The organism is Arthrobacter sulfonylureivorans (assembly GCF_022637435.1).
Lineage (GTDB): Bacteria > Actinomycetota > Actinomycetes > Actinomycetales > Micrococcaceae > Crystallibacter > Crystallibacter sulfonylureivorans.
The window spans coordinates 1,590,357-1,606,736 of the sequence record NZ_CP093326.1 but is presented as its reverse complement, the minus strand read 5'-3'; the positions used below and the strand labels follow the sequence as shown (position 1 = coordinate 1,606,736).

Sequence of the window (16,380 nt, the reverse complement as noted above, 5' to 3'; positions counted from 1 at the left end):
CTGGCGGCGCGGCTCCCGGGGGAACCGCGCCGCCACATCCGGGACTAGCGCCAGGTGCCGATGCCGATCACCGGTCCGGCTTCGAGCCAGGACGAGAGACCTGCGTAGACGTCGAACGTCATCGCCATCGACAGATCCTGTTTTTCATGCGTAAGCATCACGACGATCGCACCGGGCTGGATCTTTGCCCGTTCGGCTTCGGTCGGTTGCCGCCACCCTTGCAGCTCCAGCGAGCTGCGCCGGAACTTGTAGCGCGGCTTGGGACTCAACGACAGCAGGCGCAACCATTCCAAATGGGTGTCCGTATAACGACAAACCCCCATCTGCCAGCTGCCGGGCAGCATGGCGATGGAGGCGTCGAAGGTGCCCAGAGCGCGCCGCAGTTGATAGCGGCGCACCCCGAAGGCAATCAGTGCCAACACCAGCAGCAGGAAGACTGCGGCCAGAATGGCGAACGTGATGTCGAGACCGTTCACCGGCGGCTAGCGGGTCGCCGTGGCCTCGTCGCCAACCGTCGCATTGTCTGCGACGATGACAACACGGTTGCTGTCGACGGAGAAGAACCCGCCGTCGACATTTACGGTAATACGGTCACCAGAGACCGGCTCGATGGCCAGCTCGCCGGCGGCCAGGACTGCCAGCACCGGGGTGTGCCCGGGCAGGATCCCGATTTCGCCGTCGCTGGTCCGCGCCTTGACCATTGTTGCCTGGCCGGACCACACAAAGTGGTCAGCCGCGACAATCTCAACTTCCAGTTCAGCAGAAATATTAGCCACAGGCCTTACTTCCCGGTCTGTTCCTGGATCTTGGCCCACTGGCGCTCAACATCGTCAAGGCCGCCCACGTTGAAGAAGGCCTGCTCGGCGATGTGATCGAGCTCGCCGTCGCAGATGGCCTTGAAGCCTTCCACGGTGTCCTTGATGGAAACCGTGGAACCCTCGACGCCGGTGAACTGCTTGGCGGTGTAGGTGTTCTGCGACAGGAACTGCTGAATGCGGCGGGCCCGGGCGACGACGATCTTGTCTTCTTCGCCCAGTTCATCGATGCCGAGGATGGCAATGATGTCCTGCAGTTCCTTGTTCTTCTGCAGGATCTGCTTCACGCGGACAGCGGTGTTGTAGTGATCCTGTCCGATGTACTGCGGATCCAGGATGCGGGACGTGGAGGTCAGCGGATCCACGGCCGGGTACAGGCCACGCGAAGCGATTTCACGGGAAAGTTCCGTGGTCGCATCCAGGTGGGCGAAGGTGGTCGCCGGAGCCGGGTCGGTGTAGTCATCCGCGGGGACGTAGATCGCCTGCATCGAGGTGATCGAGTGACCCTTGGTGGAGGTGATGCGTTCCTGCAACACGCCCATCTCGTCGGCCAGGTTCGGCTGGTAGCCCACAGCAGAGGGCATACGGCCCAGCAGCGTGGAAACCTCGGAACCGGCCTGGGTGAACCGGAAGATGTTGTCGATGAACAGCAGCACGTCCTGCTTCTGCACATCGCGGAAGTACTCCGCCATGGTCAGGGCAGACAGGGCCACGCGCAGTCGCGTTCCCGGCGGCTCATCCATCTGGCCGAACACCAAAGCGGTGTCCTTGAGCACGCCGGCTTCTTCCATTTCCACCCAGAGGTCATTGCCCTCGCGGGTACGCTCGCCAACACCGGCGAACACGGAAGTACCGCCGAAGTTGCGGGCCACACGGGTGATCATTTCCTGGATCAGCACGGTCTTGCCCACGCCGGCGCCGCCGAACAGGCCGATCTTGCCGCCCTTGATGTACGGGGTCAGCAGGTCGATCACCTTGATGCCGGTCTCCAGCATCTCGGTGGAGCCTTCCAGCTCGGCGAAGTTCGGCGCCTTGCGGTGGATCGGCCAGCGCTCGGTGATTTCCAGCTGGGACGCTTCGACGTCCAGCGGCTCGCCCAGGACGTTGAAGATGTGGCCCTTGACGCCGTCGCCCACGGGCACGGTGATCGGGGATCCGAGGTCCTGCACGGTGGTGCCGCGGACCAGTCCGTCGGTGGCCTGCAGCGAGATAGCGCGGACCAGGTTGTCGCCCAGGTGCTGCGCGGTCTCGAAGGTGATGGTGCGGGTCTCGCCGTTGAGGGTGACCTCAGCGGTGAGCGCGTTGTACATTGCGGGGATTGCGTCCGCCGGGAATTCGACGTCGACAACCGGGCCGATGACACGGGCGATACGGCCGGTAGCGCCCGTAGCGACGGAACCGGTTCCGTGCTCGATGGTTTGGGCAGTCATCTTTCTCACTTCTCAGTTTCGATGGCGTGGTTTATGTGTGCTGTTGCTGCAGGGACTGATTAGGACGCTGCCAGGGCGTCCGCGCCACCGACAATTTCGGTGAGTTCCTGCGTAATCTCTGCCTGACGCGCGTTGTTGCGCAGACGCGTGTACTTCTCGATCAGGTCCGTGGCGTTGTCGCTGGCGGACTTCATCGCTCGCTGGCGGTGGGCAAGCTCGCTCGCCGCAGCCTGCAGCAATGCCGCGAAGATGCGCGATTCGATGTAGCGCGGCAGCAGTGCGTTCAGAACCTGCTCAGGCTCCGGCTCGTACTCGTACAGCGGCAGCAGGTCGGTCTCCGCGGTGGCCTCTTCTTCCACAACCTCCAGCGGCAGCAGTCGGATGACCGCAGGCTCCTGGACAACCATGGACTTGAAGCGGGTGTAGACGATGTGAATCTCGTCCACGCCACCGTCCTCGAACGGCGTGTTGAAGTCGGAGAGCAGTTCCTCGCCGATCTCGCGGGCGGTGCTGAACTCCGGAGAGTCAGTGCCGCCCGTCCAGACCTGCTGGTACTGGATGTTCCGGAAGTCGAAGTAGGCCTGCGCCTTGCGGCCGACCAAGTAGTGGCGGACTTCCTTGCCTTCTCCGTGAAGCAGCTCGGTCAGGGACTGGGCCTGCTTCAGCACGGACGCGGAGTACGACCCCGCCAGACCGCGGTCGGAGGTCAGCACGAGCACGGCGGCCCGGCGGATTTGCTCCGGCTCGGTGGTCAGCGGATGGTCGATCTCGGACTGCGAAGCCACAGCAGAAACGGCACGGGTGATCGCATTGGCGTACGGCATCGAAGCCGCGACACGGCTGCGGGCCTTGCCAATGCGTGAGGCGGCGATCAGCTCCATCGCCTTGAAGATTTTCCGCAGCGACGAAGTCGATGCGATCTTCTGGCGGTAGACCCGAATCTGGGCTCCCATACTCTTCCTTTCCTCGTCCTCGGCGGCCGGGCGGGACCGCGGTGTGGTCCCGCCCGATCAACGAAGATGAATTAGCGCTTCTGCTTGACGATCTGTTCCTGGGCGACTTCGTCTTCGGCCAGGGCATCGTACTCTTCGCGGCCGGCGCCAACCAGACGGCTGTCGCCCTCCCCGAAGAAGCCCTGCTTGAAGTCGGCAATCTGCGACTTCAACTCGTCCACCGTGGAATCCTCGAGCAGGTTCGTCTGCGCGATGGTCGTCAGCACGGAGCTGCGGTGCCTCAGGTGCGAGAGGAAGTCGGTCTCGAAGCGGGTGACGTCCTCGACCGGAACATCGTCCAAGTAGCCGTTGGTACCGGCCCAGATGGAGACGACCTGGTCTTCCACCGGGTACGGCGTGTACTGGCCCTGCTTGAGCAGTTCCATCAAACGGGCACCGCGGGTCAGCTGCTGGCGTGATGCTGCGTCGAGGTCCGACGCGAACATGGCGAACGCCTGCATATCGCGGTACTGGGCCAGGTCCAGCTTCAGGGTGCCGGAGACCTTCTTCATCGCCTTGACCTGCGCTGCGCCACCCACGCGGGAGACGGACACGCCGACGTCAACGGCCGGACGCTGGTTGGCGTTGAACAGGTCGGACTGCAGGAAGATCTGGCCGTCCGTGATCGAGATGACGTTGGTCGGAATGTAGGCCGAGACGTCGTTTGCCTTGGTCTCGATGATCGGCAGGCCGGTCATCGAGCCCGCGCCCAGCTCGTCGGAGAGCTTGGCACAACGCTCCAGCAGGCGGGAGTGCAGGTAGAAAACGTCGCCCGGGTAGGCCTCGCGTCCCGGCGGCCGGCGCAGCAGCAGCGACACGGCACGGTAGGCTTCAGCCTGCTTGGAGAGGTCATCAAAGATGATCAGGACGTGCTTGCCGCCGTACATCCAGTGCTGGCCGATGGCCGAACCGGCGTAGGGAGCCAAGTACTTGAAGCCTGCCGGGTCGGAGGCGGGCGACGCCACAATGGTGGTGTACTCCAGCGCGCCCTTGTCTTCCAGGGTCTGGCGAACGGCAGCGATGGTCGATGCCTTCTGGCCGATCGCCACGTAGATGCAGCGGACCTGCTTGGTGACGTCGCCGGATTCCCAGTTGGCCTTCTGGTTCAGGATGGCGTCGACGGCGATGGCAGTCTTGCCGGTCTGGCGGTCACCGATGATCAGCTGGCGCTGGCCGCGGCCGATCGGGATCATGGCGTCGATGGCCTTCATGCCGGTCTGCAGCGGCTCGTGCACGGACTTGCGCTGGGTGACGCCCGGAGCCTGCAGCTCCAGTGCACGGCGTTCGGTCGACTCGATCGGGCCCTTGTCATCGATCGGGAGGCCCAGCGGGTCCACGACGCGGCCCAGGAAGGCGTCGCCGACCGGCACGGACAGGATCTCACCGGTACGGTGGACTTCCATGCCTTCTTCGATGCCGGTGAATTCGCCGAGGATCACCACGCCAATTTCGCGGGTGTCGAGGTTCTGGGCCAGGCCCAGAACGCCGTTCTCGAAGCGCAGCAGTTCGTTCGCCATGGCCGAGGGAAGCCCCTCGACACGGGCGATGCCATCGCTGGCGGTGGTCACGTGGCCGACTTCGACCCGCTCGGCGCTTCCGGGTTCATAGGACGCCGCGAACTCGTTCAGCGCATTGCGGACGTCGTCGGCGTTGATGGTCAATTCGGCCATCTGCAGTCCCTGCTCTCCTGTGTTTGTGATCATCGCGGGGTGCGCGACGACCGGTGTGTAATTCAGTCTGTGTGAGGCTTCCGGTCCTAGTTTCCGAGGAAACTACACCGTGAGGCTCCTGCGGAGTTCAGCCAGGCGGGAGATTACGGACGCATCCACAACCTCATCCCCGACCATGACCCGCACGCCGCCAACCAGTCTCGGATCAACGTTGACGTTCATCTTCAGTCCGCGGCCGTACAACCGGTCAAGGCCGGCCTGCAGGCGGGTCGTCTGCTCACTGGTCAGCGGACGGGTAACGCTGACCTCCGCGATCCAGCGCTGTTGGCGCTTGGCCACCAGCTGGACGAACCGCTCTACCAGTGCCGTGGGCTTGATGCCGCGCGGTGCGGACACCGCCTGCCGGATCAGCAGCTGGGCTGCGGGACCCGCGCTTGGCACCAGCTGCAGTGCCAGCGCCGTCTTGGCTTCGTCCGAAGCCTGGGGCTCAACCAAAGCGCGCTGCAGGTCGTGATCCGACCCGACAACGCGGTTGAACGCGAACAGGTCGCTCTCCAGACCTTCGAGTCCGTCGACGCCCTGGCCCTTCTCTGCAACAGCGACGGCAGTGGTGGCCGCCAGGGTCTCCAAGGCGTCCCCGATGTCGCGCGCAGAGGCCCAGCGCTTGGCAGCCAGCGAGGTGACGATGTCCCGGGCATCCGCCGAGACCTTCCCCTCGAGGAGACGGCCGAACATGTCGGCCTTCTCTTTGCTGTCGCGCGACGGATCGGTCAGGGCACGGCGCAGTCCGGCATTGCTGTCCAACAGGCCCAGGACCCCAAAGAGTTCCTCTGCCAAGGACAGCGAAGCGGTGGGAAGCTTAGCTTCCAGCTCCTGCAGTGCCGCTTTCAGCGACTCGCTCGATACACCGGCCATTATTTAGCAGCACCTGCACTCTGGGACTCAAGGTCGGCGAGGAAGCGGTCCACGACGCGTGCAGAACGCTCGTCGTCGTTGAGCGATTCGCCGACAATCTTGCCAGCCAGTTCGGTCGCCAAAGATCCGACCTCGCTGCGCAGCGATGTCACGGCAGCCTGACGCTCGGCGTCAATCTGCACCTGGGCCTGCTCGCTGATGCGTGCGGCTTCGGACTGCGCCTTTTCCTTCAGCTCCGCCAGGATCTGGGCGCCTTCGGCGCGGGCGTCCTCACGGATGCGGTTGGCTTCCGTGCGGGCTTCCGTCAGCTGCTGCTTGTACTCGTCCAGTGCGGCGCTGGCTTCAGCCTGGGCTGCTTCCGCCTTCGCGATCCCGCCCTCGATGGCTTCGGTCCGCTCTGCAAACGTCTTCTCAAACGTCGGAACGACGAACTTGGCGACGATGTACATGAGGATCGCGAAGCCGATCAGCGTGACGAGGATTTCCCAGACGTTAGGGATCAGAGGGTTAGTACCCTCCGCGGCGGCGAGGATCATTGCCTGATTCATATCTCACCCGTCCTATCTATTCGGTGTGAATGGTTCGCGTTGCCTTGATTAGAGGACGAACGCGAACACCAGACCGAGGATGGCCAGAGCTTCAGTCAGAGCCAGGCCCAGGAACGCGATCGGCTGCAGCACGCGCTGTGCCTCCGGCTGGCGGGCAACGCCGTTGATGTAAGCAGCGAACACGAGACCCACACCGATGGCACCGCCGATAGCGGAGAGACCGTAACCGACGAGGTTGATATTGCCTTGGATGTTGCCTTCCATTTTTTTCCTTTCAAGATGCCCTGGGGGCAGGTTGTTGGTTCAGGTTCTTCCCCAGAGGGGAAATTTAGTGTTCCTCGGCCAGGGAGCCTTGGATGTAGATCGCGGTCAGCAGGACGAACACGTAGGCCTGCAGGACCTGGATCAGGATTTCGAAGAAGTACATGCCGACGCCACCGGCGAGCGTGAGGATGCCCAGCGGCTTCAGCCAGAAATCAGCATCCACCAGCAGGAATTGCGTACCAGCTGCGGCCAGCATGATGATCAGGTGGCCGGCCAGCATGGTGGCAAAGAGACGGAGGCTGTGCGTAACCGGGCGGACCAAGAAGGTGGAGATGATCTCGATCAGGACGACCAGCGGCAGGATGGCCTTCGGTACACCGGAAGGGACCACGGCCAGCTTGAAGTAGCCGATGCCGTGCTTCTTGATGCCGAGCACAATCCAGGTGAAGTAGACGATGCCGGCCAAGGCATAGGCCGTGCCCACATGGGACGTAGTCGGCATCTGGATCAGCGGAATGGAGCCGAAGAGGTTGTTCACCAGGATGAAGAAGAACAGCGAGAACAAGAGCGGCACGAACGGCTTGAAATCGCGCTCACCGATGATGTCCTTACCCACCGAGTTGCGGACGAAGTTGTAGCTCATTTCGCCCAGGTACTGCAGCTTGCCGGGGACAAGCTGGCGGCGGCGGGCCGCCGCAATAAAGAACCAGGAAATCAAAACGACGGACAGCAGTACCAGCAGCATCTGCTTGCCGAAGCCCTCGCCGTAGGGGGCCATCCACGGAAGAATCTCCGGTAGATGCATGTCTTCGAGGGTCGGTGGGACGAAGCCACCTTCATTAGCGGCCGCCGGAAGCGCAAGCGCGATCAACGCGTTTCCTCTCTGCAGTGTCCATCTTTGGGCGTTTCAGGGTGGGTCGCCGTCAAGGCAGGCCACCATATGAAGTTTTCTAACATTTAGGTGTGGTCCCCCGGGCCGCCCTCATGGCGACGCCGAGCGCCGCGCGTGAGTTTGTGTTTGCGGGCTAAGTAATATCCGCCTCCAGCGCCAAGAACGGCGCCGGCGAAAATCAGCCAGCGGGTATCCAGCAGATAGTCCAGCCCCCACCCTATCAAACCCCAGGCGATGATCCCGCCAACAATATAGGTAAGGACGCTGTTGCCGCCCTGATAGGTGGAACCGTCGCCGGAATCGTTGTTTACGGGGCCGGATGAGCCTTTAGCTGCCATGGGAGGACTCCCCGTTCGGCTGCTGCTGACGCTCTTCCGGCGCTGGTACGGGATCGTTGTACAGCTGATGCCGGGTGCGCGAAAAAGCGAACACTTCTGCGGCCTGCCACACCACGACGACGGCAACCGCCGCGACGAAGAACCAGGTCCGCTCCAGCCAGTCCGGCGTCCCGAGAAGGAACAGCGCGGCGCCGAATCCCACGACTTTGATGACGTAGGTGGCGATGAATGCGCCAATCGCACCGGACGGATTCGACCGTCCGACAAAATGGCCCACCAGCAAACTAATGCCGAAGAACAGCATCACCAGCACGGCGCCGAGCAGGGCGCTCACCGCACCGGCTGCGCCGGCCACGATCGCCGACGTTGCGATGATCAGCACGGCGGCTGCGCCGCTTGCGGTCAGGGAAGCACGGAGGATCTTCAGCCATGGCGACCGGGTCGGACCGGATGCGTCGATGGCTCCGCCGGCGGCAGCAGGGCCGTCGTGGCGGGAAGCGCGCATTGAAGTGTCCGTTTCGGTCGCAGGCGAAGTCATCTGGCCGGAACCGGCCGGAATAATTCTACATGAGATAGAACTGGCCGACGAGTCAGGACCTGCTGTTACGCAGCGGGTCCCGCAGCGTTCGATGAGCGTCGGCTGAAGATCACTGGCGAACGCAGATAGAAAACAACGACGGCGGTGCCCACAACGATGGCGGCGGCCTTGCCCATCAGGTCCGACTCGGCAGCCAAGTAGCCGCAGAAACCTGTCAGCAGTGAACAGCCGGTGACCAGCAGCGCCGACTGCAGATGGCTGAAGCCCACGTCCGTCAGCCGCTGGTAGACGTGCGTGCGGTGCGGCGTGTACCACCGCTCCCCCGCGCTGATCCTGCGCAGCAGTGTGGCCAGCGTGTCCGCCAGGTAGATGGCCACCGGCCCCAACAGGTACTCGGCGGGTGCACCGTCCAGAAACGCCGTCAGGCCGAGCATGGCCAGCGAGGCTCCCAACAGGTAACTGCCGACGTCGCCCAGGAAGACGTTGCCCCGCCCGAGATTCCACGGCAGGAACGCCACGAACGCGCCAGCAACTACCGCACCGCCTACTACCAGCCAGCCGTGGCCGGTGACCGCCCCGGTTACGGCGAACATGAGGCCCACGGCGGTGCCATGAAGCCCGGAGATCCCGTTGACGCCGTCCATGAAATTGGCAATGTTGATGTAGGCGGCCAGGGCCAGGGCGCCCAGCGGCAGCCACCACCATGTCTGGCCGGTCAGTTCGATGGCCAGCGCTGTTCCGCCGGCGCCGATGCCCAACTGCAGAGCGGCCCGGCCGCGGATGGACAGCCCGCGGAAGTCCTCGACCCAGCCCAGCAGCGCGGCCGCCGCCGCCACGACGGTAACCGCGAGCAGCAACTGGTGTGCTTCCGCAGCGCCGCCGAAGCCGGCGATCAGGAGACCGGTCAGCAGGCCGATGGCCACAGTGATGCCGACGCCGCGCACCACCGCCCGCGTGTGCGAAGAACGTTCATTCGGCACATCAAGCACCCCGTGCCGTTTGAGCAGCGGAATCAGCGCGAACGGCAACAGCAGGCTCAGCAGAAGGGCCGCAGTGACGGCCACCACGGCCGTGGTCACGAGGCCCGCTCCCGTCCGTCGGACTCAAGGTCGTCCTCGGGGGCAACCGCCAGCGGGACGGTGTCCAATGCACCGGTCGAAGCGGAGACCAGATGCTGCCGGCTCTTCCAGTCGGCCAGGCTCATCCGGTCCGGATCAAGTCCGTCGATGCTTGCGTGCGAGATCTTGGGGTGCAGCGGCCGCGAATCGCTTTCGCCCTCCCCGATCAGGTCCTCGTGCAGCTTCTCCCCCGGGCGCAGGCCGGTGAACACGATTTCGACGTCCCGGCCCGACATGGCGATCATCCGCTCGGCTACATCCAGGATCTTCACCGGTTCGCCCATGTCCAAAATCAACACTTCGCCGCCGGTTCCGATGGCTCCAGCCTGGATCACCAGCTGGCAAGCTTCCGGGATGGTCATGAAGAACCGGGTGGCCGCCGCGTCGGTAACCGTGACCGGACCACCCTTGCGGATCTGCTCGCTGAACAGCGGCAGGACCGATCCGCGGCTGCCCAGCACGTTGCCGAACCGAACGGAGACGTACTTCAGTCCGGTTTGCTGCGCGACCCAGGCTGTCAGCTTCTCAGCTACCCGCTTGGAGTGGCCCAGCACGGTGGTGGGGTTAGCGGCCTTGTCGGTGGAAACGTTGACGAAGGTCTCGACCCTGGCAGCGCGTGCAGCACGCAGCACGTTGAGCGAGCCGAGCACGTTGGTCTTCCAGGCTTCTTCCGGATACTGCTCCAGCAGCGAGACGTGCTTCAGCGCCGCAGCGTGGAACACCACTTCCGGATTGCGGTCCAGGAAAATGGCTTCCAGCGCATCCGCGTCGCGGATGTCGGCCAGCACGGTGTCCTTGCCCGTGAGCAGACCCTGGCCGGTGATGGAAATCTGGGTGCCCTGCAAGCCCGTCTCGTCACGGTCCAGCATGATCAGTTCGGCCGGCTGGAAGGCGTGGATCTGCCGGCAAAGCTCGGAACCAATGGACCCGCCGGCGCCGGTGACCAGCACCCGCCGCCCGGTCACGTAATGGGCGATTTCTTCCACGTGGATATCCACCGGCTGGCGCCCGATCAGGTCTTCAATCGCCACTTCGCGGAAGGAAAAGTCCTGCCGGCCGGTCAGCATGTCCTTCAGCGGCGGCACCACCAGGACCCGCACATTGAGGCCGGCGATGGTGTCGGAGATCTTGCGCATCCGCACGGAGTCGATGTCCGCAATGGCCACGAGCAGGACGGTTGCCTGGGTGCGCTGCACGATCTCCGGCAGGTCTTCCATTCTGCCCAGGACCGGAACGGACGCGATGCGCAGGTGCTTCTTGGCCGGGTCGTCGTCGATCAGCCCCACCGGCAGCCACGGCGAGGCGGGATCGTTGCTCATCCGGGTCACGATGTTGTTGCCCACAAAGCCGGCGCCGAAAATCAGCGTCCGTTCGGCCTGCTCGCCCGGCTTGGCTTTGCTTTCCACATACATCCGCTTCAGGTAGCGCACCGCCGCCATGAACAGGCAGGCGAAGGGGAACGCGATCAGGCCCGTGCCGCGCGCGATGCCGAGCGAGATGCCGAAGGTCAGCAGTCCGAGGGTCAGGATCACGGACACCGAGATGGTCACCATGACCAGCAGCTTGGCCTCGTGGAAACTGCCGAAACTGTAGCGGCCCTTGTACAGTGCGAAGGCTGACCCGACGGCCACCTGGGCCGCTATTGCCAGCACGCACAGCAGGATGATGCCGGGAATCTTGGCAGTGCTCAGCGCCATTTCGTAGCGCAGGAAAACCGCCAGCAGAATCGCCACGACCCAGGCAAGGGAGTCCAGCAGGATCTGCGACCACAGCCACAGGGCGCGATCGCTGCTGGCCGTTTTGCCGGCCGGAAGAGCGGAATCGCGGCTCATGCTTCTACCGTCTCCCCGAGGCCCAGGACATCCGGGACGACGGTGCGCAGGGTTTCCAAGCTGATCGTTCCTTCGCGCACCACCCGCAGCGGGCTGGAAGTGCAGTCCACGATGGTGGAGGCCACCGCCGTCGCACCTTCGGCAGGGCGAAAGCCGTCTTCCAAATAAACGTCCACCGACTCAGCCAACTGCTCCATGGCCTGCGCGGCCGTCTGCGCCGAGGGATGGCCGGTGCGGTTCGCCGAGGAGACGGCCAACGGTCCGGTGGCAGCAAGCAGTTCCAGCGCCAGCTCGTCGTCGGGCATGCGCAGGGCCACGGTGCCCTTGGTTTCGCCCAGGTCCCAGGTCAGCGACGGCTGGGCAAGGAAAATCAGGGTCAGGCCGCCCGGCCAGAAGGCATCGGCGAGGGCGCGGGCTTCGTCGCTCACGTCGGTGGCGAGGCCGTCCATGGTCTGCGGCCGTGGCACCAGCACCGGCGGCGGCATTTTCCGCCCGCGGCCCTTGGCTGCCAGCAGGGTGGCCACCGCCTGGGGCGAGAACGCGTCGGCGGCGATCCCGTAGACCGTATCGGTGGGCATGACAACACACTGCCGGTCTGCGAGGGCGGCTTGTGCTGCCGCCAGACCCTCGCTGCGGTCTGCGGCGTCGGTGCAGTTGAACGTGGTGCTCACAGTTTCATTGTTCCATTCTCATAACCGTCGAGCGGACGTGGCCCGCTCGCGCCCGGTTAGATCGTACTCGGTAGCTACCTGCTGCCAGCATCCGGCAGCCTGCAGCAGGGACAGCACCGCCGCGGCCTGGACCTCGGCATGCTCCATGATGAAGTAGCCGCCGGGCTTCAACAGCCGCGCGGCGGTTGCCGCGGTGGCGGCCGGCAGTTCCATCCCGTCCGCTCCCCCGCCGTAGAGCGCCATCTGCGGATCGTGGTCGGCGACCTCGGGCTCGCGCGGGACCGCTTCGGCGGGAATGTACGGCGGATTGGACACGACGACGTCGAAGGTTCCGTCATGCGCGGACAGCGCGGTGCGCAGGTCCTCCCTCAGCAGGGTGACGCCCAGCGGTGCCAGGTTCCGCTCGGCCCAGGCGTGCGCGAGCTCGCTGAGTTCCACCGCGTACACAGTGGCCGAGGGCACTTCGCTGGCGACGGCGGCGGCGATGGCGCCGGAGCCGGCGCCCAGGTCCACTACCTTGGCCGCGGGCAGGGCCAGCGCCTGGTCGATCGCATGCTGGGCGACGGTTTCGGTCTCCGGCCGCGGCACGAAGACACCCGGCCCCACCTGCAGTTCAAGGTGCCGAAAGAAGGCCCGGCCGGTAATGTGCTGCAGCGGAACACGTGTGGCACGTTCGGCCACCAGGTCCTCAAGGCCGTCCGGAGAAGCCGCGTCCATCAGCGCCAACGCACGGACACGCCCCAGCGATACGCCCAGCAGGTGGGCGGCGAGCAGCTCGGCGTCCACCCGCGGCGAAGGGACACCGGCCTCTGCCAGCCGCGCGGTGGCGGCGGAGAGGGCTTCGGCAAGATTCGTGCCGGGCACCGCTGGCTAGTTTTCCTCGCCCAGGGCGGCCAGCCGGTGTTCTTCGTCCGCCTGGATGGCTGATTGGATCACGGGTTCCAGTTCGCCGTTCATCACCGCATCCAGGTTGTACGCCTTGTAGCCGGTGCGGTGGTCCGCGATCCGGTTTTCCGGGAAGTTGTAGGTACGGATGCGCTCGGACCGGTCCATGGTGCGGATCTGCGACTTGCGGGTCTCGGAGTTCGCTGCGTCGATCTGCTCCTGCTGGTGGGCCAGCAGCCGCGCACGGAGCACTCGCATACCGGCCTCACGGTTCTGCAGTTGCGACTTTTCGTTCTGCATCGCCACCACAATCCCGGTGGGCAGGTGGGTGATGCGCACTGCCGAGTCGGTGGTGTTCACGGACTGGCCGCCGGGGCCCGAGGAACGGTAGACATCGATCTTGAGGTCGTTCTGGCTGATGTCGATTTCTTCGGGTTCGTCCACTTCAGGCAGCACCAGCACGCCCGCAGCCGAGGTGTGGATGCGGCCCTGCGATTCGGTCACCGGAACGCGCTGCACGCGGTGCACGCCCCCCTCGAACTTGAGCCTGGCCCACACGCCTTCGGCCGGGTCGTTGGAGTTGCCCTTGATGGCCATCTGGACGTCCTTGTAACCGCCCAGATCGGACTCCGTCGCGGAGATGATTTCGGTCTTCCAGCCGCGCGATTCCGCGTAGCGCATGTACATCCGCAGCAGGTCGCCAGCAAACAGCGCAGCCTCGTCGCCGCCTTCGCCGCCCTTGACCTCGATGATCACGTTGCGGGCGTCGTCCGGATCGCGCGGGATCAGCAGCCGGCGGAGCCGTTCCTGGGCGGTCTCGAGTTCGGCCTCCAGTCCTGGCACTTCGGCCGCCAGTTCCGGGTCCTCGTCGGCAAGTTCGCGTGCCGCCTCAAGATCGTCCGACAGGTGCGACCAGCGCTTGTGCGCCTCCACAATGCCGTTCAGCTCCGCCGAACGCCGCCCCAGCTTCCGCGCCCGCGCCTGGTCGGCATAGACAGCAGGGTCGCTCAATTCCTTCTGCAGCTCGGCATGCTCATCCAGCAGCCCCTGAACGGACTCAAACATCTTCAAACCTCTTTCGACTCACAACAAGTCTAAATAGCAACGACAAGGACTGGGACAAAAAGCCGACTTAACAGCAACAGCCGCTGAGTTTTTTGCCGGCCAGGGAGTGCGGTCGAGGCCTCCCAACCCTCGCAAGCTCGGGTCGGGTCCCTCGGCATCTCCCTGTCGGGCCTACCGGAGCCGGGCGGCTCAGGATCGGAGATCCTGGGCCGCCCGGCGTAGGGGCGGGGCCGGCAAAAAATCAGCGGCTGTAAAGCAGCTACTTGTCGTTCTCGGCCTTCGAGCCGAGCGTTGTCTTCTGGACCTGCATCAGGAACTCCACGTTGGACTGCGTTTCCCGGATCTTGCCGGTGAGCAGTTCCAGCGCCTGCTGGGTGTCCAGTCCGGAGAGGACGCGGCGCAGGCGCCACATGATCTTGACCTCTTCGGGCGAGAGCAGGTTCTCCTCGCGGCGGGTGCCGGAGGCATTGACGTCGACAGCCGGGAAGATGCGCTTGTCGGCCAGCGAGCGGGACAGGCGCAGTTCCATGTTGCCGGTGCCCTTGAATTCCTCGAAGATGACCTCGTCCATCTTGGACCCGGTCTCCACCAAAGCGGTGGCGAGGATGGTCAGCGAGCCGCCGTTTTCGATGTTGCGGGCGGCACCGAAGAAGCGCTTCGGCGGGTACAGCGCGGACGAGTCCACACCGCCGGAGAGAATGCGGCCGGACGCCGGGGCGGCCAGGTTGTAGGCTCGGCCCAGACGGGTCATCGAGTCCAGCAGGACCACCACGTCCATGCCCATTTCCACTAGGCGCTTGGCGCGCTCGATGGCAAGTTCGGCCACTGTGGTGTGGTCATCGGCAGGACGGTCGAAGGTGGAGGCAATGACCTCACCCTTGACCGTGCGCTGCATGTCGGTGACCTCTTCAGGCCGCTCGTCGACCAGCACCATCATGAGGTGGACCTCAGGGTTGTTGGTGGTGATCGCATTGGCAATGGACTGCAGGATCAGGGTCTTGCCGGCCTTCGGCGGGGAGACGATCAGGCCGCGCTGGCCCTTGCCGATCGGTGCCACCAGATCGATGACACGGGGGCCGATCTTCTTCGGCTCGGTCTCCAGGCGCAGGCGCTCCGACGGGTAGAGCGGAACCAGCTTGGTGAAGTCCACGCGGTCCTTGTTGTCTTCCACCGGCTTGCCGTTGACGGAAGTGAGCTTGACCAGCGCGTTGAACTTCTGCCGGCTGCTCTGGCCGCCCGAATCGCCGTCGCGCGGGGCGCGGATGGCACCCACGACGGCGTCGCCCTTGCGCAGGTTGTACTTCTTGACCTGGGCCAGCGATACGTAGACGTCGTTCGGTCCGGGCAGGTAGCCGGAGGTGCGCACGAAGGCGTAGTTCTCCAGCACGTCCAGGATGCCGGCGACGGGCAGCAGCACATCGTCGTCGGAGACCTCGGTGTCGTCGACGTCCGGGCCGCGGTCGCGGCCACGGCGGCGCTCGTTGCGGTCGCGGTAACGGGTGTTGCTGTCATTGTCGCGGCGGTTGCGGCGGTTGCGGTTGCGTCCGCGGCCACCGTCCTCGCCGTCGTCCTGACGGTTGTCCCGGCTGTCCTGACGGGTGTCGCGGCTGTCCTGACGGGTGTCGCGGTCGGCCGCCTCGGTGCGGTTGCGGGTGCGGTCGCGGCTGCGGCGGTCGGACTGGCCTTCGCCGCGGCCGGACTGCTGCTGCTGCGCGGCGGCGTCCTGGCCGCCCTCCTTCTCGTCCTGCTTGCCGGCCTCGGCGGTTTCCTGCTGGGCATCGGTCTTGGTCTCGGCTGCGTCCTGCTGACCGGAGTCCGAACGCCGGTTGCGCCCGCGGCCGCGGCGCTCCTGGCGGACTTCGCCGTCGGCCTGGACGGCCTCCGCGGCGGGAGCCTGGGCAGGGGCTTCGGCCGGCGCCGCAGTGGCGGTCGCGGTGTTCGCGGCCGAGGCCTCGCCTTCGGCAGATGCCACCGTGCCGTCGCTGCTGGCGCGGCGGTTACGGTTGCGGGTGCGGCTGACCCTCTCGGCGGCCTTGTTGAGGTCACCGCCGGACGTGCTGCCGGCGCCCTCGCCTGCCGTGCCGGTGGTCTCTTCCTTGGCCGGAGCAGGAGTTTCGGTGCGCGCCGGCTGGTCCACCTTCTTGGCTGCCCGGTCTGCAACCGAGGAGCCGCGCTGGTGGTCGGAAATCGCGGTGACAAGGTCGCCCTTGCGCATCCGGGAGCCGCCGGTGATGCCGAGCTGTCCGGCCAGCACCTGCAGCTGGGCCAGCTTCAGGCCGGCAAGGCCTGCACTCTTCGGTGCAGGTGAGTCTATGGTGTCCACACCTGCAGTCAGGTCAGTGGTTTCGGTCACGAAGGATCCTTCCCCCTCGTCGGGCGGTGTGCATATGAAGCGCACCGCGTTGTT

General features: G+C 65.0%; 16 protein-coding genes and 1 pseudogene. All 17 read right to left on the bottom strand.

Going from position 1 to position 16,380, the window contains the following annotated elements; translation table 11 throughout:
- Nucleotides 1-44: 44 nt before the first annotated feature.
- The 17 genes and pseudogenes from MNQ99_RS07685 to rho all read right to left on the bottom strand — a co-directional run bounded on the left by MNQ99_RS07685 (nt 45) and on the right by rho (nt 16,326).
- A complete protein-coding gene (locus MNQ99_RS07685) occupies nt 45-476 on the bottom strand; it encodes a DUF2550 domain-containing protein (protein WP_127511461.1) in 432 nt (143 codons plus the stop codon).
- 6 nt (nt 477-482) lie between these two features.
- Nucleotides 483-776, bottom strand: a complete 294-nt coding sequence (locus MNQ99_RS07680; RefSeq protein ID WP_241915008.1) for a F0F1 ATP synthase subunit epsilon — start codon at nt 774-776, stop codon at nt 483-485.
- Between the two features lie 5 nt (nt 777-781).
- On the bottom strand, nt 782-2,245 hold the full coding sequence (atpD, locus tag MNQ99_RS07675; RefSeq protein ID WP_127511460.1) for a F0F1 ATP synthase subunit beta: 1,464 nt from the start codon (nt 2,243-2,245) through the stop codon (nt 782-784).
- 59 nt (nt 2,246-2,304) lie between these two features.
- Entirely contained in the window at nt 2,305-3,198 is an 894-nt protein-coding gene (locus MNQ99_RS07670) for a F0F1 ATP synthase subunit gamma (RefSeq protein ID WP_127511459.1), read from the bottom strand.
- A 71-nt stretch (nt 3,199-3,269) separates the two neighbouring features.
- Nucleotides 3,270-4,907, bottom strand: a complete 1,638-nt coding sequence (atpA, locus tag MNQ99_RS07665) for a F0F1 ATP synthase subunit alpha (protein WP_127511458.1) — start codon at nt 4,905-4,907, stop codon at nt 3,270-3,272.
- A gap of 102 nt (nt 4,908-5,009) precedes the next feature.
- Nucleotides 5,010-5,822, bottom strand: a complete 813-nt coding sequence (locus tag MNQ99_RS07660; RefSeq protein WP_127511457.1) for a F0F1 ATP synthase subunit delta — start codon at nt 5,820-5,822, stop codon at nt 5,010-5,012.
- Complete coding sequence (locus tag MNQ99_RS07655; RefSeq protein WP_127511456.1) at nt 5,822-6,370, bottom strand: F0F1 ATP synthase subunit B; 549 nt, start codon at nt 6,368-6,370, stop codon at nt 5,822-5,824. The genes MNQ99_RS07660 and MNQ99_RS07655 overlap by 1 nt, the downstream gene beginning before the upstream one ends.
- A gap of 48 nt (nt 6,371-6,418) precedes the next feature.
- Nucleotides 6,419-6,634, bottom strand: coding sequence for an ATP synthase F0 subunit C (gene atpE / locus MNQ99_RS07650; RefSeq protein ID WP_127511455.1), 216 nt, complete (start codon nt 6,632-6,634; stop codon nt 6,419-6,421).
- 64 nt (nt 6,635-6,698) lie between these two features.
- The gene (gene atpB, locus MNQ99_RS07645; protein WP_127511454.1) at nt 6,699-7,505 is read right to left on the bottom strand and encodes a F0F1 ATP synthase subunit A; all 807 of its coding nucleotides are present in this window, start codon (nt 7,503-7,505) and stop codon (nt 6,699-6,701) included.
- Between the two features lie 86 nt (nt 7,506-7,591).
- Nucleotides 7,592-7,864, bottom strand: coding sequence for a hypothetical protein (locus MNQ99_RS07640; RefSeq protein WP_127511453.1), 273 nt, complete (start codon nt 7,862-7,864; stop codon nt 7,592-7,594).
- A complete protein-coding gene (locus MNQ99_RS07635; RefSeq protein WP_241915007.1) occupies nt 7,854-8,369 on the bottom strand; it encodes a Cg1360 family ATP-synthase-associated protein in 516 nt (171 codons plus the stop codon). Before MNQ99_RS07635 ends, MNQ99_RS07640 begins: the two co-directional genes overlap by 11 nt.
- A gap of 98 nt (nt 8,370-8,467) precedes the next feature.
- On the bottom strand, nt 8,468-9,481 hold the full coding sequence (locus MNQ99_RS07630) for an MraY family glycosyltransferase (protein WP_241915006.1): 1,014 nt from the start codon (nt 9,479-9,481) through the stop codon (nt 8,468-8,470).
- Nucleotides 9,478-11,352 carry a polysaccharide biosynthesis protein gene (locus tag MNQ99_RS07625; protein ID WP_241915005.1) on the bottom strand — a complete coding sequence of 625 codons (1,875 nt, stop codon included), beginning with the start codon at nt 11,350-11,352 and terminating at the stop codon, nt 9,478-9,480. The genes MNQ99_RS07630 and MNQ99_RS07625 overlap by 4 nt, the downstream gene beginning before the upstream one ends.
- Before the next feature lie 11 nt (nt 11,353-11,363).
- Nucleotides 11,364-12,023 (bottom strand): annotated as a pseudogene (locus MNQ99_RS07620) (L-threonylcarbamoyladenylate synthase); the annotation flags it as partial.
- 18 nt (nt 12,024-12,041) lie between these two features.
- Nucleotides 12,042-12,887, bottom strand: coding sequence for a peptide chain release factor N(5)-glutamine methyltransferase (gene prmC / locus MNQ99_RS07615; RefSeq protein ID WP_241915004.1), 846 nt, complete (start codon nt 12,885-12,887; stop codon nt 12,042-12,044).
- Between the two features lie 6 nt (nt 12,888-12,893).
- A complete protein-coding gene (gene prfA / locus MNQ99_RS07610) occupies nt 12,894-13,973 on the bottom strand; it encodes a peptide chain release factor 1 (RefSeq protein ID WP_127511447.1) in 1,080 nt (359 codons plus the stop codon).
- A 259-nt stretch (nt 13,974-14,232) separates the two neighbouring features.
- Nucleotides 14,233-16,326, bottom strand: coding sequence for a transcription termination factor Rho (gene rho, locus MNQ99_RS07605; RefSeq protein ID WP_241915003.1), 2,094 nt, complete (start codon nt 16,324-16,326; stop codon nt 14,233-14,235).
- Between the last annotated feature and the right edge of the window lie 54 nt (nt 16,327-16,380).

Excerpts from the sequence above, each read along its gene's own strand:
- atpD (WP_127511460.1), bottom strand. The coding sequence starts at position 2,245 with ATGACTGCCCAAACCATCGAGCACGGAACCGGTTCCGTCGCTACGGGC.
- MNQ99_RS07670 (WP_127511459.1), bottom strand. The coding sequence starts at position 3,198 with ATGGGAGCCCAGATTCGGGTCTACCGCCAGAAGATCGCATCGACTTCG.
- atpA (WP_127511458.1), bottom strand. The coding sequence starts at position 4,907 with ATGGCCGAATTGACCATCAACGCCGACGACGTCCGCAATGCGCTGAAC.
- MNQ99_RS07660 (WP_127511457.1), bottom strand. The coding sequence starts at position 5,822 with ATGGCCGGTGTATCGAGCGAGTCGCTGAAAGCGGCACTGCAGGAGCTG.
- MNQ99_RS07655 (WP_127511456.1), bottom strand. The coding sequence starts at position 6,370 with ATGAATCAGGCAATGATCCTCGCCGCCGCGGAGGGTACTAACCCTCTG.
- atpE (WP_127511455.1), bottom strand. The coding sequence starts at position 6,634 with ATGGAAGGCAACATCCAAGGCAATATCAACCTCGTCGGTTACGGTCTC.
- MNQ99_RS07640 (WP_127511453.1), bottom strand. The coding sequence starts at position 7,864 with ATGGCAGCTAAAGGCTCATCCGGCCCCGTAAACAACGATTCCGGCGAC.
- MNQ99_RS07635 (WP_241915007.1), bottom strand. The coding sequence starts at position 8,369 with ATGCGCGCTTCCCGCCACGACGGCCCTGCTGCCGCCGGCGGAGCCATC.
- MNQ99_RS07625 (WP_241915005.1), bottom strand. The coding sequence starts at position 11,352 with ATGAGCCGCGATTCCGCTCTTCCGGCCGGCAAAACGGCCAGCAGCGAT.
- prfA (WP_127511447.1), bottom strand. The coding sequence starts at position 13,973 with ATGTTTGAGTCCGTTCAGGGGCTGCTGGATGAGCATGCCGAGCTGCAG.